The organism is Cellvibrio sp. PSBB023 (assembly GCF_002007605.1).
In the GTDB taxonomy this organism is placed as follows: Bacteria; Pseudomonadota; Gammaproteobacteria; order Pseudomonadales; family Cellvibrionaceae; genus Cellvibrio.
This window is the reverse complement of sequence record NZ_CP019799.1, coordinates 1,031,497-1,052,166: the sequence shown is the minus strand read 5'-3', so window position 1 is coordinate 1,052,166 and position 20,670 is coordinate 1,031,497. Positions and strand designations below refer to the sequence as shown.

The following is a 20,670-nucleotide window of genomic DNA, read 5'->3' as shown; positions in this document are numbered from 1 at the left end:
TTTTATTTCACGCTGCCGGGAATCACAGGAATAGTGTGTTGTACTGCTCCATTTTGCCCGCGATGGCGCAGCAAATGATCCATCAACACCAGAGCCAACATCGCCTCGGCAATCGGGGTTGCACGAATACCAACGCAGGGGTCGTGACGGCCCTTGGTAATCACCTCGACCGGGTTGCCGTGCACATCCACACTACGGCCAGGAATATGCAAACTGGATGTAGGTTTGAGAGCAATGTTGGCAATAATATCCTGGCCGGATGAGATGCCGCCCAAAATACCGCCAGCGTTATTCGACAAAAAGCCTTCCGGTGTTATTTCATCGCGGTGCTGGCTACCACGCTGTTCAATCGACCCGAAACCTTCACCAATTTCTACGCCCTTTACCGCATTGATACTCATTAAGGCATGGGCAATTTCTGCATCCAAACGATCAAAAACAGGCTCACCCAGGCCCGGCGGAACATTGGTCGCCACCACTGTAATTTTGGCACCGATGGAGTCGCCCTCTTTATTGAGCGCCTTCATAAACTCTTCCATTTCCGCCACTTTGCTGGCATCAGGGCAGAAGAACGGGTTTTGGTCGATCTGATCCCAATCAACGGACTCAATTTTGATTGGTCCAAGTTGCGACAGGTACCCGCGCACCTCAATGCCGTGGAAATCCTTAAGGTATTTTTTGGCGATTGAACCGGCAGCAACGCGCATTGCCGTTTCGCGCGCAGAAGAGCGACCACCGCCGCGATAATCGCGCACGCCATACTTCTGCATGTAGGTGTAATCCGCGTGAGCCGGGCGAAATTGATCTTTAATGTTGGAGTAATCTTTGGAGCGTTGGTCGGTATTTTCAATCAACATGCCAATAGGTGTGCCAGTGGTTTTGCCCTCAAACACACCGGACAAAATCTTGACGGAATCCTCTTCGCGACGCTGGGTGGTATAGCGCGATTGACCCGGCTTGCGGCGATCCAGATCGATTTGAATATCCGCCTCGCTCAGCGCCAGACCGGGAGGGCAGCCATCCACAATCGCGCCCAGCGCAATGCCATGGCTCTCGCCAAAGGTGGTTACCGTAAATAATTTGCCATAGGTATTTCCAGACATAGAAATCAAACACCTGATCAATAAAAAAGTGGGCGGATTATACGTGAGTTAGCGCCAAGGCGCATCGCCATCCAGCAGGCCGCGTATTACAGGACTCCCGACGCACGGGCAGCGCGCAAATCCTCGGCTTGAAGCACAAACACGCCGTGACCGCCGCGTTCAAACTCAATCCAGGTAAATGGCAATGCCGGATAGGCCGCCTCAAGTGCCGGCCAGGAATTGCCGACCTCTACCAGCAATACGCCCTGCTCGCTCAAGTAATCGGCCGCTTCCGCCAGTAAGCGACGGGTGAAATCCAGCCCGTCGCTGCCAGAAGCCAGGCCCAGCTCAGGTTCAGCGTGATACTCCTGCGGCAAACTCGCCATATCCTCTGCATCCACATAAGGCGGGTTGGACAGGATCAAATCAAACACCTGCCCTTGCAGGTTTTCAAACAAGTCCGACTGCATGGCAAAAACACGATCACCCACCCCATGCTGCTGGATATTTTCTTCTGCCACCGCCAGCGCATCGAATGAAATATCGCTGAGCTGCACATAAGCCTCTGGAAACGCATAGGCACAGGCAATACCAATGCAACCACTGCCAGTACACAAATCCAAAATCTGTGCGGGCTCATTGATCAACCAAGGCTCAAAGCGCTTTTGGATTAGCTCTCCAATCGGCGAACGCGGCACCAGTACCCGTTCATCCACCACAAATGGCAGCCCTGCAAACCAGGCTTGACCCGTGATATAGGCCGCAGGAATTCGCTCCTGAATACGGCGCGCAAGGTTGCCCATAATTTTTTTGCGCTCCGACAGAGTTAAGCGCGCGTCCAGCCATTCTTCACCCAAGGGCGGCGACAGGTTAATCCCGTGTAACACCAGCTGCTCCGCTTCATCCCAGGGATTATCAGTGCCATGGCCATAAAACAGCTTGGCGGCAATAAACTCACTGGCGCCCCACCGCAAAAAATCGCGAATGGTTAATAATTCGTCACGCGCTGCCTCAAAATCTGAAGAAGATAAAGCCATGAATAACCTCGAGTGGATTGCTATGGCGATATTCTACCGAATTAATCGCGTCAATCAGGATTTATGTTTTCTAGAATCAGGACGAACGCGGTAAACTGCCGTTTTGTGAATGGCAGTGCGCCGCTGCCGTAAGAGGAATATCCAATGAAAGAACACTTTGCGAGTATTATTGCCAGCATTGGCGAAGATTTAACCCGCCCCGGCCTGCTGGACACTCCGGAACGCGCCGCAAAAGCATTTCAATTTCTGACCCGTGGTTATCATCAAACACTTGACGATGTGGTGAATGATGCACTCTTTCCGTCTGACTCGGAGGAGATGATCATGGTGAAAGACATCGAGCTTTACTCACTCTGCGAACATCACCTGCTTCCCTTTATCGGCAAAGCGCATGTTGCCTACATTCCTACCGGAAAAGTGCTGGGCTTATCCAAGGTGGCACGTATCGTTGATATGTTTGCACGACGCCTGCAAATCCAGGAGCAACTGACTGTGCAAATTGCAGAATGTATTCAACAGATCACTGGTGCATCTGGTGTGGGCGTTATTATTGAAGCCAAACATATGTGCATGATGATGCGCGGTGTTGAAAAGCAGAACTCCTCAATGAAAACATCATCGATGCTGGGTTCATTTCGCACCAATCAAGCAACTCGCAGCGAATTTTTGTCCTTGTTGCGCAACTGATTCATCGCCACGCGATTCCAGATTGACAGATATAAAAAACCGCAGCCAATCGCTGCGGTTTTTTATTAAGGGTCAATTTTAACCAGCTCCACTCTCCCTGCCCTGTCACCTCGCCCCGCAGGCGCTAATCCACCCAAACCGTAAGGCACTAACCGGTTAGCCTTAACACCCGCCTCCTGTAATGCCGCCTTTAATTGCTCAGCATAAGCCAGAGAGTTTTTCTGCTGGACAGCCAAAGCGACAGGAGCGTAATCATGCCCCACCACGGCAAGTGTCCAATTCGGTTTCGCGTTCAATACATCGACCAACACCTGTAAATGTGCAGGTTTTATTTTGATGCTAACGCTGCCTTGGGCATCGCTCACCAATAAATCAGGAAACACGTAATAGCCACTGGACTCCAGCGCACGAATAATAGACTCAGGATTTGCCGCAACACCCAATTCATTCACGCTATCGACATGTAATACATCCAACTGCATATAAACACGCTTATTGCCACGCTGAACGGCATAGAGCGCAACATAAAATGGCCGGGCATCAGCATTGGTCACCTCATAGGCACCGTATTGCTGAAACTGGTCCAAGCCATAGAGCTGAAGAATTTTGAAATGATTATTGGCCCAGGAGTTACTGGTACCGCAGTCACGTCCGGTGCAATGAAATAATTCGCGCAGGTTAAAATTCTGCAACTGATCAAGGTAAAAATCAAAACCATTATTGGCACTGTGCCCCTCAGGCAATTCCACTGTATAACGCGTCAAATTACCACTCAGGCGCTGCTGGCGATCCAACCGCCAACTGCCCGCAATTTTTTTGTAACTGCCCAGGGCAAACACGTAATCGTCAGTTGCTCCTGTACTTTGGAACATGATACGAGCGTTATGGTAAGGCTGGATGGATAAGTCTGCGGCTAATGCAATATGCGAAAAAGCCAACACAAAAAACACGACAAAAACTTTCATAACCACACTCACAGGGATAAAAACCAGATTACGCAGAAATATGCTTATTGGATAAAGCCGCAAAAAAACGATTCAGTTTTTCCGCCACTGTGTATGACTCCTGCTCCATATGAAGATGGTGTCCGCCATCCAACAGCTCATAATCGACATTGGAGAAGCTCTCCACCTCAGCAAGATAATTAGCATAGAGTTTTGGCAAGCCATCGCGTGCCAATAACAAAGTGACTGGTGCTGTAATTCGATTCACAAACGCGGCCAATTGTTCCCGCGACAATTTCAGCACAGGGGGCGCCATTAAGCGCGGATCAGAACTCCAGGAGAATCCTCCCTCTCGCTGGACAACACCACGCAAGGTTAAGGCGGTTGCCGCCGCATTGCTCAACGGAAACAGGCCTCGCTCACGCGCCTTGATAGCCACTTCAATATTGGTATAAACAGACGGTGTTTTTTGTTGCTGGGCGCGCAACCCATTAATGGCGCTCGCCAATTGCAACGGCACATCATGCGGTAAGGCCGGCTCAGGCAACATGCCCTCTATCAGGCCAAGCCCGATAAAACGATCGGGAAATGTCCCTGCAGCCAAACTACCAATAATGGCTCCACGTGAATGCCCTAACAGGGCAAAACGCGACCATCCGAGATGGTCGGCAATCGCCAGAATATCGTTGATGTCATCCCAGGGGGTGTAGGCCGTCTGGCCGGGGCGATGGCTGCTTTGCCCGTGCCCGGCCAAGTCAGGAGCAACAATGTGCAGATTATGTAGCTGTGGGGCCAACTTGTAGAAACTGGCGGCATTATCCAGCCAGCCATGCAATGCCAGCACTGGTAGCTGACCAGGCTCTCCCCACTCTTGCGCCGCAAACTCAAGGCCGTTGACCTTGAGCAGCAACTCTCTTGGATGCGCTGGGCAAGCCGAACCTTGCTGTATCATCAACACTCCGATGCCGGCATTACATACGACATGGTTAGGTTATTGTTAATTGTCCCATCCGTCAGCGCTTTGCGTGATCTAACCACAGCAGATCGCCCAAGCCTGCCGCAACAGGATGAAGGGTAATAGCGGCCAATGAGCTGGTGCCCATCGGATAAAACCCTTCCGGTTTTCCACACAAGAGTGCCAGCAACCGCCCAACCAATGGCTGATGGCTGACCAACAAGATGGACTCCACGCCTTCAGCTTCGCGCTGGTAAAGCCAATCGATAAGCTGCTCCGGTTCTGATTCCGGCACCAGTAATGCAGTTGTTTGCAATGGAATTCCCGGCAAATACTGCCGTGCTAGCTGCGCCGTTTGCTGTGCGCGCACCAGCGGGCTGGCCCAGATTTCTGCCACACCCGCCAACAGACTGACGCGAGAAGCCAATACTGCTTCTGTTTCGATAATTCCAGTTGGCGTCAATCGACGCGCATCATCGGAGCTTATTTGCGCCTCAGCCTGCCCATGACGCAACACATAGATAATCATTTATTACCTGTCGATTCATCAGTGATTGCATTGGTAGGCGCTTCTGCTTGAGCCTGCACCTCTGCCGCCTCGACAGGAGCTTCTTTATCCGCAACACCGCTGGGCCAATCTGCAAAAGGGAAAGGTTTTTCATCACTGCTGTAACACAAAAATTTCAGCACATCATAAATGTAGGTCGATAACGAATGGCCAAAACGACGCAAGTATTGATTGTCTTCACCGGTAATTAATGAAAAGAAAAATTGGGTAATCACCAATGCCCACATCACAATACTGGCAAGCTGCAATACAGCGGCAAAAAGCAGCATAAAAATCAGTCGGAACCAGTGCTTACTTGAGGTCAGATTCGATTTCAGTTGTTCGTTGTCCATTAATTTCCCCTTAAAAATTCAACATCGTCAGCTTGCTCACCCACCATTAAACCACGAGCCACCTCGGAAATGGCACGCCCTTCAAAAAGCACGGCATAGAGTGCACTCACCAGAGGCATATAAATACCCAGCTCGGCCGCTTTTTGCTTTACCTGACGCAGGGTGTTGACACCCTCGGCAACTTGCCCAAGAGAAGCAACGATTTCATCCAAGGCTTTACCCTGCCCCAAAGCAAATCCAACACGATAGTTCCGGCTCAGATCCGATGTGCAGGTCAGTATAAGATCACCCACACCAGCCAAACCTAAAAATGTCATGGGATTAGCACCCATCACCTGGGCAAAACGCCCCATTTCAGCAAGGCTACGCGTTAACAGCATCGCCTGGGTATTGTGGCCAGCACCCAACGCCGCCGCCATGCCACAGATGATAGCGTAGATGTTTTTCAGGGCACCGCCCAATTCCACACCATAGCGATCATGGTTTGCATAAACGCGAAAGGTGGCAGATTTCAATGTCTGTTGAACACTGTTGGTCAGCGCTTCGCTTTCACTGGCGATCACAGTACCGGTCTGTTGTTGTTGCACGATTTCTTTTGCGAAGTTAGGGCCGCTCAACACGCCAATCGCATGACCCGGTAATTCCTGCTCCAGAATTTGGCTCATGAGGGTGAAACCTTCCGGCTCGATTCCTTTAGCAGTGCTAACAACCATAGCCCGTGCATCAAGCAATGGTTTGATCATTTGGGTAACCGCGCGAAACGAATGCGTGGGAATAGAAATGAAAACCAGATCCGCTCCACCGACCACTGCTGCCAAATCAGCAGTAATAATCAAATCCTTATTAAGCTTATAACCCGGTAGATAACGGGTATTTTCATGTGCAGCCACACAAGCTGCCGCTTGTTCCTCTGAGCGCATCCAGAGATAAGTGGGATACTGGTTACAAGCAATAATATTCGCAATCGCCGTACCAAAACTGCCACCGCCAAGCACGGCGACTTTCAACGTTTTACCCATAAAAAAATCCAGAGAGTTGACCGGGGAAGTGAACCTAAAAAGAATGTCACCTGTTACGAATAAAAGTCACAAACCATACAAACTGTAACTTTTTTGCACAAAAAACTTCACATTTATTTTGTCCACATTTTCTGTGGATAAGTTAGTGGATAGATTTTGGGAAACTGCTCCAAACCCCTATAAAATCTACACCAACAACAAATTGATTAATTTTTAATCAACAAAGTATTTACCTTAAAAATCAATATGTTACATAAAATCACAACACAAAAAGCACGTTTTTTCGCGTTTTTGCTCAACCCTTGTACTAGCTGGGCAAATTAGCACAAGAGGTGTGCATAAAGAGTTAGTGCTCATTAACCTTAAAGTGCCGATAGACAGGAAAGATTCATAATGCAAGATAATTCTTAACAATATCTATGCTTCATTTTGAATCAAAAAAGCACCAGGGAAAATCTACCTGTCATTACCACCACTAACCGCTATATCCGCCCGACAACATAGACATTACTGAGGGCTAAACGCACCATAACTTCCGTTGGCATACAAAAGTGGATTTACCTCTGCACCATTAATAATCACATTGCTGATTGCACCTATGACTATTTTATGAGTGCCGTAAGTCATTACCTTGTCGGTTTTGCAAATAAACACTGCCAAGGCATCTGCCAGAACCGGCAGGCCGGACACATCCTCAACCCAATGCCCGACATCAAACCGATTTTTTGATGGGTCGCGTCCGGCGCATAAATTGGAAACATCTTGATGATTTATCGAGAGCACATTGATTGCAAAGCTGGCCTCAAGGCTGCTGAGGTGCGCCTGCTGGGACACAGCCTGATTGATACAAACCAATAAAGATGCAGGAGAATCAGAAACGGATGTTACAGAAGACACCGTCATAGCAAACCGCTGATTTCCCTCTAAAGAGGTAGAAAGAACGCAAACGCCAGAAGCCAACCTGCGCATACCCTGCTTCATCGAAGCCGCCAAACTATTGTTTTGCATAAAAACTCCCAAACCAGATCAAGCGCTTATTCTGACTAGGTGATGCCGCACAAACAAGCTGCTGCCAACATCAAAAACCTAGATATGGCACTCCAACCATTCACACCCGGCAAAAAGCCCTGCGAATAAACACAGCAAAAGGCAAATGAAGTCGGGCAAAGTCTTAATTTTCACCAACCCGGAACAGTCTTTGTTCAAGCTGCCTAGAATTTAACTTGCGCCGCTAAATATTTTATTTTGTTGTGTTTTTTTCGTTGACGACATCGGATCTCATCGTTAATATGCGCACCACTTGAAACGCACAACGTTTTAAGTCGTCGGAGTGTAGCGCAGCCCGGTAGCGCGTCTGTTTTGGGAGCAGAATGTCGGGGGTTCGAATCCCTCCACTCCGACCATTTTTTTCATCGAACCTGCGAAGGTTTGATCCAGTATGTGCCCGTAGCTCAGCTGGATAGAGCACCCGCCTTCTAAGCGGGTGGTCGCAGGTTCGAATCCTGCCGGGCGCGCCACATTGGCATTTATAGATCGCTCAAATCTCTCTTAAAAATATTATCGGGTAAAGACCTGAAAATATGATTCTGCTACGGTGGCTGTAGCTCAGTTGGTAGAGCCCTGGATTGTGATTCCAGTGGTCGTGGGTTCGAGCCCCATCAGCCACCCCATATTTTAAAAACTCCCCAAGATATCAGTTGCTAATAAATATCTGTTTTCTGAACATCACTCCGAAGATCAATCCCCTCTGCTTTACCCACAAAGAACCTATACACATTGCCCCATAATTAATTCCCTTGGCGTCCTATGCTCACTGTGGGAAAATGCGCGCAATTTCAGCCTATCTACTTTAATTTGCTAACACACAGGTAATAAATGCCCATGTCCGCACTCGTATTGGATGGCAAAGCCCTTGCCGAAAAAACCGAACAGGAACTCTCTGCACGCGTTGCCGCCCTCAAGGCGCGCAGCAATGGCCAAACACCAATTTTGGCGACCATTCTGGTGGGCGATGACCCGGCATCCGCAACCTACGTAAAAATGAAAGGTAATGCGTGCACTCGTATCGGCATGGAATCACTGAAGGTGGAAATGTCTTCATCGACAACCACCGAAGAATTGCTCAGCAAAATTCACGAATTAAATAACAACCCCAATGTGCACGGCATACTGTTACAGCACCCGGTACCACACCAAATTGATGAGCGCCTGTGCTTTGATGCCATCAGCGCAGAAAAAGATGTAGACGGTGTAACCTGTCTTGGTTTTGGTCGCATGAGCATGGGCGAAGAAGCCTATGGCTGTGCAACCCCCAAAGGCATTATGCGCTTATTGGAAGCCTACGGTATTGAGTTTGAAGGCAAGCACGCCGTTGTTGTCGGCCGCAGTCCTATTCTCGGTAAACCCATGGCACTGATGATGTTGAATGCCAACGCAACGGTTACCATTTGTCACTCGCGCACCAAAAATTTACCTGAACTTATCAAACAAGCCGACATTCTTGTTGGCGCCGTGGGCAAACCGGAATTTATTAAAGCCGAGTGGATTAAAGACGGTGCTGTCGTTGTTGATGCCGGCTACCACCCCGGCGGTGTTGGCGATATCGAATTAAAACCACTGGTTAATCGCGTCGCCGCTTACACACCCGTTCCTGGCGGTGTTGGCCCAATGACCATTAATACCTTGATTTATCAAACCTGCGACTCAGGCGAGAAGAAAATTGGTTAATTATTCGCTGGATAATATTTAGCGCATCAAGGCAATTTTGATAAAAGCAGGCATGGGCCTGCTTTTATTTTTATAGCCATTACATTTTATAAACTAATGCAATGTCAGAAACCCTATCGATTATTTATCGCGATGAATACATGGTTGCTATCAATAAACCCTGCGGCCTATTGGTGCATCGCAGCGAAATTGATCGCCATGAAACCCGCTTTGCGGTGCAACTATTACGCGACCAAATCGGGCAAATGGTTTACCCCGTGCACAGGTTGGATAAGCCAACGTCAGGGGTATTGTTATTTGCTCTCTCTCCCGATATCGCTCGCTACTTAGGGGGCTTGTTTACTCGGCATGCCCTTACAAAAACCTATGTTGCATTGGTGCGAGGCTTTGCGCCTGCACAAGGGATTATTGATCACCCCTTAACCGAAGAATTGGATAAATACACCGATAAAAAAGCGCGCACCGATAAACCAGCACAAACCGCTGTTACGCATTTTTCTACGCTGGCGCAAATCGAATTTCCATTCAGTATTGATAAATACCCCTGCACGCGCTATTCGCTCGTGCAATGCACACCGCACTCGGGGCGCAAGCATCAAATTCGCCGCCACATGAAGCACATCAGCCACCCTATTATTGGTGACGCCAAACACGGTAAGGGAATTCACAACCGCTTTTTCCACGAACAATTTGCTTGCCCTGGACTGATGCTCGCCGCCACTGAACTTGGCTTTACACATCCTGTCAGCCATACCCCAGTTGTGATTAGCGCGCCCATATCGGCCGCATTTACCCGAATTGTCCAGACATTTAGCTGGGCGAATACCCTACCCTCACACTGGCTTACCACCCAGGATATTTAAATGCGCCTCGATAAATTTGTCAGCCAATGCACCGACTTCAGCCGCGCACAAACACATCAGGCCATCAAGCAAGGGCGCATTTCTGTTGATGATTTGATTGCACACAAAGCCGACCTAAAACTCACCGGCAGTGAAACCGTGTTACTGGATGGCCAGATAGTTGCCCCCAAAGCCATCCGCTACCTGATGCTACATAAACCTGTCGGTTATATTTGTGCCAACAGCGATGGACAACATCCCGTCGTTATTGACCTGCTGGATTTACCTCACCGGCAGGAATTGCAAATTGTTGGTCGATTGGATATAGACACCACAGGGCTGGTATTGCTGACGGATGACGGGCAGTGGAATCATCGCATTACCTCGCCACGCCATGAATGCCAGAAGACCTACAGAGTCACTACTGCCAACCCCATCGACAGTGAGGTTATTGACCTTTTTGCGCAAGGCGTACAACTGCATGGCGAAAAGGCACCGACCCGCCCGGCACAACTGGAATTGTTAGCACCCCACGAAGCACGCCTGCGGATTCATGAAGGCAAGTACCATCAAGTCAAACGCATGTTTGCAGCGGTGGGTAATCGCGTCACCGGACTTCACCGGGAAACCATAGGTACCATAGCGCTGGACGCAAACCTTCCCGAAGGCGCCTATCGCCATTTAACCAGCGATGAAATACAGAGTATTTATTTATGATTGATTTGGCACTGGCTGCAGTTGCACAACAACTGACGGTAATGACGCAGAACACTCAGGGTCGCATTCTCTGGTGCACCGATGAAAATACCCTTAACAGCCTGCCACCAGCCTTGAGTCACCAAGGGCTACTGCTTATGACCAACCGCTGGGATGTGGCACAGGAGGCAATCAAACAAGGCTTTTCATCTCGCTTTAGCGACTTTGATTGCAGCGACATTGCCGATGCAAGTCTCGATGGTTTTTTTTATCGCATCTCTAAAGAAAAACCTGTTGTGCATCATTTATTGAATGAAGCCTGGCGCTGCTTGAAACCGGGAGCCCCTCTGGTAATTGCTGGCTATAAAAATGAAGGTGCTAAAACCTACATAGAAAAAATCACCACGCTTATGGGATGCGAAAAGCAGATTGAAAAAAATGGTGCCAGTTATTCTTCCATCATTTACAAACAGGCCACCTATGATCCAACGAAACGAATTGATGATAGTGATTACACGCACCTACGCCCGATTGCGGAAAACACCGACCTAACCCTACAAAGCAAGCCGGGGCTTTTCGGCTGGAATAAAATTGACGCGGGCAGCGCACTGCTGATTGAACAAATTGCCAAGGGAGCCTTGGGCGACTTGCACCCGCGTAGCGCTCTGGATTTAGGCTGCGGTTATGGTTATTTAAGCCTTGCTGCCGCACAACTTAGCGCCTGCCAGCATATTCAACGCTGGATACTCACTGACAACAATGCCGCCGCACTGACTGCCGCCAAAGAAAATCTCCAGGCCAATGGCATAGTCGGCGAAGTGCTTGCGGCTGATGCTGGCAAGCAACTAGGGAAAAAAGTGGATCTATTGCTCTGCAACCCCCCGTTTCATCAAGGCTTTAGTGTGGATGGTGACCTCACCGACAAATTCCTCAAAAGCGCACAGCAACTACTGACCCCCGAAGGCTTGGCCTTATTTGTGGTCAACCAATTTATCCCCCTTGAACGCAAAGCAGTCGAGCTATTCAAAGAGATTTCCCTGATTGCCAACAATGGCAGTTTTAAAGTCATTCGCCTGAGCAACAAGGGGTAGCGCACTTTACTGAGCAACTTGGCGACAGTCTGGAGATTTAATGAACAGCCTTGAATTCATTGAGGTTTTTTTGAAAAAAACTTGTATCAAAGCATCAAAAAACGGTTGACCAACCAAAACCGGCTCTATATCATGCGCTCCACTTCCACAGAGGAAGTCACCGATCCGCCTTAGCTCAGTCGGTAGAGCAAATGACTGTTAATCATTGGGTCGCTGGTTCGAGTCCAGCAGGCGGAGCCAAATTAAACAAAAAAGGCCGCATTTATGCGGCCTTTTTTGTGCCTGCAATATTTGTTTTTATTATCCATTCCTCGCGGAGCATTTTATGTTTAAAGTTAATGAGTACTTCGGCGGCGCCGTAAAATCTATCGCTTTTCAAACCGAAACCCTGCCCGCCACCATTGGTGTAATGGCTAAGGGCGATTACGAATTCGGCACCAGCCAAAAAGAATACATGACCGTTGTTAGTGGTAGCCTGACAGTTGTATTACCCGGCAGTGACAAGGCAGAAACATTTGCAGCAGGCCAAACCTTTATTGTTGAAGCCAATCAACGCTTCAAAGTCAGTGCCGATGTGGAAACCTCTTACCTGTGTAAATACGAGTAAGACCAAGATCTCTCTAACACGAGACATCACATCCACTACAAAAAATAAAAGCGCCGCGGCGCTTTTATTTTTTGTAGTGGCTGCAACAACCCTCAAATAAAACAAAAATCACACAACCAGTGCCATGCAAACGGCAAACAGGTTGACCAATAGCGAGTAGCTCTATATGATGCGCGCCACTTCCTAATAGGAAGTGCCATTCCGCCTTAGCTCAGTCGGTAGAGCAAATGACTGTTAATCATTGGGTCGCTGGTTCGAGTCCAGCAGGCGGAGCCAAATGCAATAAAAAAGGTCGCACATGTGCGACCTTTTTTATTTTCAACATACAAATTATTCGCTCAATAATTCTTCAGCGGCATTCACCAGAAAAATATAGCTTGCGGCTAAATTAACCACATACTCATTCTGCCCCAAAAGAACGGCCAATCCTCATGGTTTTCAGGATAATCAGGCTTAAGAATCAGAATACCCGGTACTATCCCGCCAGAAATAAATGAGAAGTCGGCGCGATTCATCCCATAAGCAACCTCTTTGCTGCGAGTTCCCACATTCGATACCAGTGAAAGATTATGAGCAGGATGAGTACCGTAGAGAAAATTCAACCCTTGCAACACAGATTCACGACTCACCACATCCGGAAATGCTTTGTGAATATAGTAATTATTGAGCGCATAGCGAATTACTGCACCACTGCCCGCCCAACCACCTTCAGTAATCGGCACAGCAAAAGGATTTTTTGATTCAACCTCGTTTAACTGTTCGCGATAAGCCAGTGCCTTGGTGCGCAATGCAGACCGAAACGCATCGTTCATCGCCGGAGCCGCACGAATAAACCAGGATGCATTGAATGCAAACTCAACCTCGCTTAATAATCTCTCAACCGCTTGCGCATACTTTGCTTCACCGGTAGTAATCAATAGCTCGGTTGCCGCTTTTAATTGCTCATGCTCCAACTTCCCGCCGGTTGTATTACCAAATTTAAACAAATCAGGTTTTGCTTTGGCCTGCTCCTCTGACCAAACCTTTTTCGCCGTTACCAAACACTCTTGGGCAAGCTCATCATTAAACCCTTTTAGTGCACGACTCGCGGCGGCAAGCGCTGCCGCTGAACCGTAATTCAGCGATGATGATTTGCTGGTAAAAGCCCAGCGATCGTCAAATTTTCCACTTTTAAAACCATTGGTTTCCAACTCACCCATTTCAGGATCGTAAATCAAGTTGTCCGTTTTGGTGACGCCATCACCCAAATGGTGATACTGATCAATATGCGCCTCAACAATACCGGGAATGGCATGCCCCACCGCGCGATGCTGTGCAATTAACGCCAGCGTACCGTGCTCAATTTGCTGCAATATATCGGGCTTGCCATCTGCCGTGTGCAAGTCGACAAATTTTCTCGCGTAATCAACACTGGTGGTATCACGCCTTAAACCAAATTTATCGTTTGTGGGAACAAAGGTTTCCCACGCGGTCACAAGGGTATTTACTACATCGTATTGGGTTTGCGTACGTATATCGTAATCACCCGCATCATACCAACCACCAATATTTAAGCCGGGAATATGTTCGCCAGGCTTGAATTGCGTATCGGTTGTTGGGCCTTGCGCATACAAATCAAAATGTTCGTGATTCACTGGCGCTTGCAAAGCATCATCCAAATGGGATGCACCATGCCATATGCGATAGGATTCATTAACCGTCACATGATCCATTTGCACCGGCAGATACATATCCAGCGTGGGGTGCCATGCTGCCTGATAAACTTTTTTATCAATACGGAAGCTGTGGGTCTCTTGATCGCCATAGGTTATTGCGTATAAACCCGGAGCTTGGATACTGCTGAAATCAAAGTGATGATATTCATAACGCAGATATTTTCCCCAGCGTTTAGGTTTTCCACTCAAGACTGTTTGACGCGTGCCATCGGCATTAATTTTCACCAAATTTGCTTTTTGGATTTTTTTGTCACGCGCATCCAATTCGATTACCGCTACTTTTTTCTGTGCCGGATGATAACCCACTTGCGAATGCGCGATCATGGGTTTACGAATCCAGTTTTTAACCGTGGCCGCATCAATTTGCCACTCGATTACTGTGCCGGTTTTATTCGCAGGAATTTTACTGCGTACGACAAACCAGCCGTTCTGCGCTTTACCTCGGCCATCATACAGTTCGAGCGGCGCACTGGTAGATTGAATACTGACACGACGCTCCACATCTTCCGGGGCAAACACCAGATGCTGACCTTGCGCCAGAGCAATAGGATCAGCCTTGCCATTAATTTCTTTTAATCCCGTGGGATACACTGGAAATCCACCCGCCGTATCATCCATCAAAAACGATTTATGAAAGTAAGCCGCCGGTAAAAATTCCAGATTAAAACCGGCTTTACCTTCAAGGGATTTTGGTAGCGCTTTTGGCAGGTTAACTGTCAAACGCACACCCGCCGCGTTTTTAGTCACCTTGATAGAAAAATCAAATTGTTGATCGGGATAATGCAAAAATGCCTCAATCGATTGATCGGCATGATTGACTTTGCGCTCCTTGAACAGAGGTGTCATATCCCACTGTTCCGGCGTCGCATTCAAACGCACATCGCCATTGGTGACAGTGCGCTCACCATGATGAATTAATTCAACCCCACTGGTTTTGGAATCGCTAAAAAGCCCGTCATACCAGTTGCTAAACACCAGCACATTCAGGCCGGGCTTTTCAAAATAGTCTTTATCGTTAAGGGCGAGATCATTTTTTGCCAACACTGGCAATGAGAAAGTAAGAAACAACGCGGCGAGCCAAGCCCGCCCTTGACCGAGGGGATATACCATGTGCTACTCCTGATTATTATTTACACAGACTTATAGTCTATGTACACATAACACGGTGGTATACCTGATTTACACTTAATAACCGAGGGCGTTAAGGCAGGGCAAACGCCAACTTATTGCACCACACCAGAATGGAAGCGAAACTCCTCATCCCCCCCTTCAACCAAGGTTTTCTCCAAGGCTAAAAACTCCTGCACACGCACCGAAATATCGGCGCCTTCTGCGGCTCGTTTGGCAAGTGTTAAATAATCTTCGTAATGACGCGATTCAGATTTCAGCAAGGAGAGATAAAATGTTTGCAGCTCTTCATCCAGAAATGGAGCAACTTTGGCAAAGCGCTCACAGGAGCGCGCTTCAATAATCGCACCGCAAATAAGCGTATCAATATAACGTCCCGGCTCCGAGGTGCGCACCAATTTGCGCAGCTCACCCGCATAGCGTCCGGGTGTAATCTGCTCGTAGGCAACTCCCCTCGCCTCCATGATTGCCATTACCTGCTCGTAATGACGCAACTCTTCACGGGCGAGGCGCGACATTTTATTCATCATGTCAAAATCCCCTACATAGCGAAACATCAAATTAATTGCAGTCGATGCCGCTTTTTTTTCGCAATTGGCATGATCGAGCAATAATAAAGCTTGATTGTCCAAGGCATTTTTTACCCAGGCATCAGGGGTTTCGCAATGCAGGAATTGTTGTATTTTGGCGAGAGCATTCATAAATTAAAAACTATGTGTGTTGTTCAAGGGTTTCAGCAGTGATAAAGCATGGCGATATATAACGCTCATAATGCGCGCAAGACAAAGCATAAAAATCCTTGTCGATATTGTCGCGAATAACCGTCAGGGGTGTACCAATCCAACCCGTTTGCAATGCCAAGCCATAGAGGGATAAATCCTGAATCTGACTGGCGCCTGCGCGCAATAAATCAAACACCCAACAGTATGGACTTTGCTCGGGTTTGAATTGGATTTGCTGGTGTTTAATTTGCGTGAACAGGAGTTTTTCATCGTTGACTTGAATCATGTTCTGTACGATTTGCGCAAGGAAAGATTCAAGTCGCTGGGCAATCAATAACCGCTGTTCATGGGTGTAACTATTCCAATCAATCACTTCGTGGCCAAAGCGCTTACAGCCGCGACACACGCTATCGCCAATACCTGTGGAACAGATTCCCACGCAGGGTGTTTTTACGGGTTTTAATACAAGCATAAATATCGCACTACACGCGAACCGTTCTGTAAAAACGGTTCGCGGTCATAAAATAACGTTAATAAGCAGAGCCTGTGATCGCCAAATCAATTTTCCATAAGGCGCCCGCTCCGGTTAAAAAGAGCGTTGTACCTTCCGGGCCACCAAAGGCGGCGTTAGTTAAATTGGCATCCACTGTCGCTTGGGCAATTTGTTCACCGGCAGGGTTGAAGACTCGCAGTTTACGAGTCAAATGCTCCGTCAGGTAAATATTACCCAGGCAGTCTACCGCCATACCATCGGGCACATTGATTCCGGTAACCAAATCCTTACCTGCCTGAGGTTGACCATCAACAATGGCGTAAGCGCGCAATACGCCCTGCTCACCGCCACCATTGACGTAGAGCACATCCTCATTGGGTGATAGCGTAATTCCGTTTGGATTACTAATGGTGTCATCAACCAGAGTCACAGTACCATCGAGCGCTACGCGGTAAACACCGGTTTTTTCCTGTCCACCGGGCGCAGCAGCGGTTTGGAAGGCGGGGTCGGTAAAATACACAATGCCATCTTCCGTAATGGCGATGTCATTCGGTGAATTAAATACGTTGCCGTTAAACGTTTGGGCCACTGATGTGCGCTCGCCAGTCACAAGGTTGTAACGGGATACGCTTTTGTATTTATGGGTTCCTGCTACCAGCAGGCCATTGTTATCGACAGCCAGACCATTGCTGCCAGAATCCTCAATGGCGGTGCTCATTTGTCCTGAGGCATCCAGTTTTTGTATGCGCGAGGGGAAGCCTTCACTGAATACAAAATCGGAGAAATAGAGTGAGTCATTAATCCACACTGGCCCTTCATACAATCCAGGCTCGGTGCGTGTGGTATTGGCAGCCTCGATACGCACAGCCGTCAAATCACCAGATGGTGCTACACCTTCACACGCTGCACCCGCCGCCATTGATGACACTGTGGCGTCCGCACTGGATGCAACAGCAGCAGAGCTGCTCGCGGAAGCCTGGGATGATTTCTGCTCACAACCGGCAACAGAGAGTAAAAGCATCGTTATTAAGCCGACATTACATAGTGGTTTTGGTAAGGTTTTCATAGTGATCCCTTTGTTATTTGTCATTGCTGTATTTACATTGCCGCACGTCGGTCTGGGTTGACCAAACAAGGTCGACACCTTATCACAATCGCCCTTAAATACCGATGTTCAAAAGCCCCTAACTTATCGCATAGCGCATTAACAGCGCGACTCTCTTGGGTTATACTCTGCGCCCGATTTAACACGCTTTTGGTAAATCACACTGCCCTTGAGAAAAGGCAGTGCAAAGTTAAGTACAGCTTGTTTGGCCTGTGCTTAGTCATCCATGAAGGCCATGGATAGTCTCCTGAAGCAGAGATCCTGCCGAAGGAGTAACCCCTACACTAATGAGGATAAAACCGTGCTTGAAGCCTATCGTAAACAGGTCGCAGAACGCGCCGCAGAAGGTATTCCACCAAAACCACTGAACCCTGAACAAGTTGCCGGATTGGTCGAACTCCTGAAAAACCCTCCCGCTGGTGAAGCTGAAGTACTGCTGGACTTGATCACCAACCGCGTTCCGCCCGGCGTTGATGAAGCCGCTTATGTTAAAGCTGCCTTTCTAAGCGCGATTCTCAAAGACGAAGCCTCCTCTCCCCTGATCGATAAGCCTCTCGCCATTAAACTGCTCGGCATGATGCTCGGCGGCTACAACATCGAAACCCTGGTTAACCTGCTCGACGATGCCACTCTGGCGCCTTTGGCTGCCAAAGAACTCAAGCACACTTTGCTGATGTTTGATGCATTCCACGATGTGGAAGAGAAAGTAAAAGCCGGCAACCCACACGCGAAAGAATTGATGCAATCCTGGGCTGATGCCGAGTGGTTCACTAGCAAACCCAAGGTTCCTGAGAGCACCAAGCTCACCGTTTTCAAAGTCACCGGCGAAACCAATACCGATGATTTATCACCAGCACCTGATGCCTGGTCACGCCCTGACATTCCCCTGCACTCACTCGCGATGTTCAAAATGGCACGCGATGGCATCACCCCTGATGAGCCCGGCAAAATCGGCCCAATCAAACAAATCGAAGCACTGAAGACCAAAGGTTATCCGTTGGTATTTGTGGGCGATGTTGTAGGTACTGGTTCATCACGCAAATCTGCTACCAACTCGGTATTGTGGTTCATTGGCGAAGACATTCCCGGCGTACCTAACAAGCGTACTGGTGGTGTGTGTATCGGCGGCAAAGTCGCGCCGATTTTCTACAACACCATGGAAGATGCTGGCGCACTGGTATTTGAAGCACCGGTTGATAACCTGAACATGGGCGATGTGATTGAGATTCGCCCTTACGAGGGCAAAATCCTCAACGCCACTACCGGTGCTGTAATTTCTGAATTCAGCCTCAAATCTGATGTACTGCTGGACGAAGTTCAAGCGGGCGGTCGTATCCCACTGATTATTGGTCGCGGTCTGACTACCAAAGCGCGCGCATCACTGGGCTTGCCTGCAAGCACGTTGTTCCGCCTGCCAGAATCACCGGCTGATACCGGCAAGGGTTATACCCTCGCACAGAAAATGGTAGGCAAGGCGTGCGGCGTTAAAGGTATTCGCCCAGGCACATACTGCGAGCCCTACATGACTACCGTAGGTTCACAGGACACCACTGGCCCTATGACCCGTGACGAACTGAAAGATCTGGCTTGCTTGGGCTTCTCTGCCGACCTGACCATGCAGTCTTTCTGTCACACAGCGGCTTACCCGAAGCCGGTTGATATCGAAACCCAACACACCCTGCCTGATTTTATTATGACTCGCGGCGGTGTTTCCTTGCGCCCAGGCGACGGTATCATCCACAGTTGGTTGAACCGTATGTTGTTGCCTGACACAGTAGGTACCGGTGGCGACTCGCATACCCGTTTCCCAATCGGCATCTCCTTCCCGGCCGGTTCTGGCTTGGTGGCGTTTGCTGCAGCGACTGGCGTTATGCCACTCGATATGCCAGAGTCTGTTCTGGTTCGTTTCAAGGGCGAATTGCAACCAGGCATCACCTTGCGTGACTTGGTAAACGCGATTCCGTTGTACGCCATCAAAGCCGGTTTGCTGACCGTTGAGAAAAAGGGCAAGAAGAACATCTTCTCTGGTCGCATTCTTGAAGTTGAAGGTTTGCCTGACCTGAAAGTAGAACAAGCGTTTGAAATCTCTGACGCATCAGCTGAGCGTTCAGCGGCTGGCTGTACTATCAAGTTAGACAAAGCGCCCATCATTGAATACATGACTTCCAACATCACTATGCTGCGCTGGATGATCGAACAAGGTTACGGCGATATCCGCACCCTTGAGCGTCGCGCACAGAAAATGGAAGCCTGGATTGCCAACCCTGAGTTGATGGAAGCTGATGCCGATGCAGAATACGCAGCGATCATCGACATCGACCTGGCTGACATCAAAGAACCAATCCTCGCCTGCCCTAACGACCCGGATGATGTGAAAGTATTGTCTGAAGTTCAAGGCGCGAAGATTGATGAAGTGTTTATCGGTTCGTGCATGACCAACATCGGCCACTTCCGTGCTGCCGGTAAATTGCTGGCATCAACCAAAGAAGAGCTGACCACTCGTTTGTGGATTGCACCGCCCACCAAAATGGACGAGCACCAGTTGATGGAAGAAGGCTACTACAGCATCTACGGCGTGAAAGGTGCCCGCACCGAAATGCCAGGCTGCTCACTCTGCATGGGTAACCAGGCACGTGTAGCGCCAAAATCCACTGTGGTTTCTACCTCTACCCGTAATTTCCCGAACCGCTTGGGTGAAGGTGCAAACGTGTATTTGGCGTCTGCGGAATTGGCTGCCATTGCTGCTGTATTGGGCAAACTGCCAACCCCAGAGGAATACCAAAGTTACGCCAGCAAGATCAACAGCATGTCTGCCGATATCTACCGCTACCTCAACTTCAATGAAATTGAGAGCTACCAAAACGCTGCCAACGAAGGTAAGCGTATTGCAGCGGTAGAGATTCAAACTGTCGCTGTATAA

The 20,670-nt window shown here is 48.8% G+C and carries 19 protein-coding genes and 5 tRNA genes; 12 read left to right on the top strand and 12 right to left on the bottom strand.

Features of this window, described 5'->3' with window-relative positions:
* Positions 1-2 precede the first annotated feature (2 nt).
* A complete protein-coding gene (gene aroC, locus B0D95_RS04780) occupies positions 3-1,103 on the bottom strand; it encodes a chorismate synthase (protein WP_078042822.1) in 1,101 nt (366 codons plus the stop codon).
* An 86-nt stretch (positions 1,104-1,189) separates the two neighbouring features.
* Positions 1,190-2,119 (bottom strand): 50S ribosomal protein L3 N(5)-glutamine methyltransferase, encoded by a 930-nt coding sequence (prmB, locus tag B0D95_RS04775; protein WP_078042821.1) that lies wholly within the window; start codon positions 2,117-2,119, stop codon positions 1,190-1,192.
* Positions 2,120-2,263: 144 nt separating this feature from the next.
* Between prmB and folE the strand changes: the two genes are divergently transcribed.
* Positions 2,264-2,806, top strand: a complete 543-nt coding sequence (gene folE / locus B0D95_RS04770) for a GTP cyclohydrolase I FolE (protein WP_078042820.1) — start codon at positions 2,264-2,266, stop codon at positions 2,804-2,806.
* Between the two features lie 65 nt (positions 2,807-2,871).
* Here the strand turns inward: folE and B0D95_RS04765 are convergent, their stop codons facing one another.
* From B0D95_RS04765 to B0D95_RS04740, 6 genes are all read right to left on the bottom strand, one after another.
* Positions 2,872-3,771: a DUF4892 domain-containing protein gene (locus B0D95_RS04765; protein WP_078042819.1), complete on the bottom strand. Its 900-nt coding sequence runs from the start codon at positions 3,769-3,771 to the stop codon at positions 2,872-2,874.
* A gap of 28 nt (positions 3,772-3,799) precedes the next feature.
* Positions 3,800-4,702: an alpha/beta fold hydrolase gene (locus B0D95_RS04760; RefSeq protein WP_246841729.1), complete on the bottom strand. Its 903-nt coding sequence runs from the start codon at positions 4,700-4,702 to the stop codon at positions 3,800-3,802.
* Positions 4,703-4,763: 61 nt separating this feature from the next.
* Positions 4,764-5,234 (bottom strand): phosphohistidine phosphatase SixA, encoded by a 471-nt coding sequence (gene sixA, locus B0D95_RS04755; RefSeq protein ID WP_078042818.1) that lies wholly within the window; start codon positions 5,232-5,234, stop codon positions 4,764-4,766.
* A complete protein-coding gene (locus B0D95_RS04750) occupies positions 5,231-5,605 on the bottom strand; it encodes a DUF4389 domain-containing protein (protein WP_078042817.1) in 375 nt (124 codons plus the stop codon). The genes sixA and B0D95_RS04750 overlap by 4 nt, the downstream gene beginning before the upstream one ends.
* The gene (locus tag B0D95_RS04745) at positions 5,605-6,624 is read right to left on the bottom strand and encodes an NAD(P)H-dependent glycerol-3-phosphate dehydrogenase (protein ID WP_078042816.1); all 1,020 of its coding nucleotides are present in this window, start codon (positions 6,622-6,624) and stop codon (positions 5,605-5,607) included. Before B0D95_RS04745 ends, B0D95_RS04750 begins: the two co-directional genes overlap by 1 nt.
* Before the next feature lie 507 nt (positions 6,625-7,131).
* A complete protein-coding gene (locus B0D95_RS04740) occupies positions 7,132-7,632 on the bottom strand; it encodes a flavin reductase family protein (RefSeq protein WP_078042815.1) in 501 nt (166 codons plus the stop codon).
* Positions 7,633-7,950: 318 nt separating this feature from the next.
* Here B0D95_RS04740 and B0D95_RS04735 point away from each other — a divergent pair.
* The 10 genes from B0D95_RS04735 (at position 7,951) to B0D95_RS04690 (ending at position 12,863) form a co-directional block, all read left to right on the top strand.
* Positions 7,951-8,027: transfer RNA gene (locus tag B0D95_RS04735), tRNA-Pro, on the top strand.
* 37 nt (positions 8,028-8,064) lie between these two features.
* Positions 8,065-8,141, top strand: a tRNA-Arg gene (locus tag B0D95_RS04730).
* Positions 8,142-8,218: 77 nt separating this feature from the next.
* Positions 8,219-8,294 (top strand) — tRNA-His (locus tag B0D95_RS04725).
* 211 nt (positions 8,295-8,505) lie between these two features.
* Entirely contained in the window at positions 8,506-9,351 is an 846-nt protein-coding gene (folD, locus tag B0D95_RS04720; protein WP_078042814.1) for a bifunctional methylenetetrahydrofolate dehydrogenase/methenyltetrahydrofolate cyclohydrolase FolD, read from the top strand.
* A 101-nt stretch (positions 9,352-9,452) separates the two neighbouring features.
* Positions 9,453-10,214, top strand: a complete 762-nt coding sequence (truC, locus tag B0D95_RS04715) for a tRNA pseudouridine(65) synthase TruC (protein ID WP_078042813.1) — start codon at positions 9,453-9,455, stop codon at positions 10,212-10,214.
* Positions 10,215-10,910, top strand: a complete 696-nt coding sequence (gene rsuA, locus B0D95_RS04710; protein WP_078042812.1) for a 16S rRNA pseudouridine(516) synthase RsuA — start codon at positions 10,215-10,217, stop codon at positions 10,908-10,910.
* On the top strand, positions 10,907-11,980 hold the full coding sequence (locus B0D95_RS04705; RefSeq protein ID WP_078042811.1) for a class I SAM-dependent methyltransferase: 1,074 nt from the start codon (positions 10,907-10,909) through the stop codon (positions 11,978-11,980). Before rsuA ends, B0D95_RS04705 begins: the two co-directional genes overlap by 4 nt.
* A gap of 164 nt (positions 11,981-12,144) precedes the next feature.
* Positions 12,145-12,220 (top strand) — tRNA-Asn (locus B0D95_RS04700).
* An 85-nt stretch (positions 12,221-12,305) separates the two neighbouring features.
* Complete coding sequence (locus tag B0D95_RS04695; protein ID WP_078042810.1) at positions 12,306-12,587, top strand: pyrimidine/purine nucleoside phosphorylase; 282 nt, start codon at positions 12,306-12,308, stop codon at positions 12,585-12,587.
* A 200-nt stretch (positions 12,588-12,787) separates the two neighbouring features.
* Positions 12,788-12,863: transfer RNA gene (locus B0D95_RS04690), tRNA-Asn, on the top strand.
* Between the two features lie 107 nt (positions 12,864-12,970).
* On the opposite strand, the gene B0D95_RS04685 is transcribed toward B0D95_RS04690, so the two are convergent.
* The 4 genes from B0D95_RS04685 to B0D95_RS04670 form a co-directional block, all read right to left on the bottom strand.
* A complete protein-coding gene (locus B0D95_RS04685) occupies positions 12,971-15,412 on the bottom strand; it encodes a glycoside hydrolase family 9 protein (protein ID WP_246841728.1) in 2,442 nt (813 codons plus the stop codon).
* Positions 15,413-15,525: 113 nt separating this feature from the next.
* Positions 15,526-16,131, bottom strand: a complete 606-nt coding sequence (locus tag B0D95_RS04680; protein WP_078042809.1) for a tRNA-(ms[2]io[6]A)-hydroxylase — start codon at positions 16,129-16,131, stop codon at positions 15,526-15,528.
* A 10-nt stretch (positions 16,132-16,141) separates the two neighbouring features.
* Positions 16,142-16,624, bottom strand: coding sequence for a DUF1289 domain-containing protein (locus B0D95_RS04675; protein WP_078042808.1), 483 nt, complete (start codon positions 16,622-16,624; stop codon positions 16,142-16,144).
* 58 nt (positions 16,625-16,682) lie between these two features.
* A complete protein-coding gene (locus B0D95_RS04670) occupies positions 16,683-17,666 on the bottom strand; it encodes an SMP-30/gluconolactonase/LRE family protein (RefSeq protein ID WP_246841727.1) in 984 nt (327 codons plus the stop codon).
* Positions 17,667-18,051: 385 nt separating this feature from the next.
* Between B0D95_RS04670 and acnB the strand changes: the two genes are divergently transcribed.
* Positions 18,052-20,670 carry a bifunctional aconitate hydratase 2/2-methylisocitrate dehydratase gene (acnB, locus tag B0D95_RS04665; protein WP_078042806.1) on the top strand — a complete coding sequence of 873 codons (2,619 nt, stop codon included), beginning with the start codon at positions 18,052-18,054 and terminating at the stop codon, positions 20,668-20,670.

Bases quoted from the DNA above. Each gene is read 5' to 3' on its own strand.
- rsuA (WP_078042812.1), top strand. From the start codon at position 10,215: ATGCGCCTCGATAAATTTGTCAGCCAATGCACCGACTTCAGCCGCGCA.
- prmB (WP_078042821.1), bottom strand. From the start codon at position 2,119: ATGGCTTTATCTTCTTCAGATTTTGAGGCAGCGCGTGACGAATTATTA.
- B0D95_RS04695 (WP_078042810.1), top strand. From the start codon at position 12,306: ATGTTTAAAGTTAATGAGTACTTCGGCGGCGCCGTAAAATCTATCGCT.
- sixA (WP_078042818.1), bottom strand. From the start codon at position 5,234: ATGATTATCTATGTGTTGCGTCATGGGCAGGCTGAGGCGCAAATAAGC.
- B0D95_RS04705 (WP_078042811.1), top strand. From the start codon at position 10,907: ATGATTGATTTGGCACTGGCTGCAGTTGCACAACAACTGACGGTAATG.
- B0D95_RS04680 (WP_078042809.1), bottom strand. From the start codon at position 16,131: ATGAATGCTCTCGCCAAAATACAACAATTCCTGCATTGCGAAACCCCT.
- B0D95_RS04745 (WP_078042816.1), bottom strand. From the start codon at position 6,624: ATGGGTAAAACGTTGAAAGTCGCCGTGCTTGGCGGTGGCAGTTTTGGT.
- B0D95_RS04765 (WP_078042819.1), bottom strand. From the start codon at position 3,771: ATGAAAGTTTTTGTCGTGTTTTTTGTGTTGGCTTTTTCGCATATTGCA.
- B0D95_RS04750 (WP_078042817.1), bottom strand. From the start codon at position 5,605: ATGGACAACGAACAACTGAAATCGAATCTGACCTCAAGTAAGCACTGG.
- folD (WP_078042814.1), top strand. From the start codon at position 8,506: ATGTCCGCACTCGTATTGGATGGCAAAGCCCTTGCCGAAAAAACCGAA.
- aroC (WP_078042822.1), bottom strand. From the start codon at position 1,103: ATGTCTGGAAATACCTATGGCAAATTATTTACGGTAACCACCTTTGGC.
- B0D95_RS04685 (WP_246841728.1), bottom strand. From the start codon at position 15,412: ATGGTATATCCCCTCGGTCAAGGGCGGGCTTGGCTCGCCGCGTTGTTT.
- B0D95_RS04670 (WP_246841727.1), bottom strand. From the start codon at position 17,666: ATGCTTTTACTCTCTGTTGCCGGTTGTGAGCAGAAATCATCCCAGGCT.
- B0D95_RS04740 (WP_078042815.1), bottom strand. From the start codon at position 7,632: ATGCAAAACAATAGTTTGGCGGCTTCGATGAAGCAGGGTATGCGCAGG.
- folE (WP_078042820.1), top strand. From the start codon at position 2,264: ATGAAAGAACACTTTGCGAGTATTATTGCCAGCATTGGCGAAGATTTA.
- B0D95_RS04760 (WP_246841729.1), bottom strand. From the start codon at position 4,702: ATGATACAGCAAGGTTCGGCTTGCCCAGCGCATCCAAGAGAGTTGCTG.
- B0D95_RS04675 (WP_078042808.1), bottom strand. From the start codon at position 16,624: ATGCTTGTATTAAAACCCGTAAAAACACCCTGCGTGGGAATCTGTTCC.
- truC (WP_078042813.1), top strand. From the start codon at position 9,453: ATGTCAGAAACCCTATCGATTATTTATCGCGATGAATACATGGTTGCT.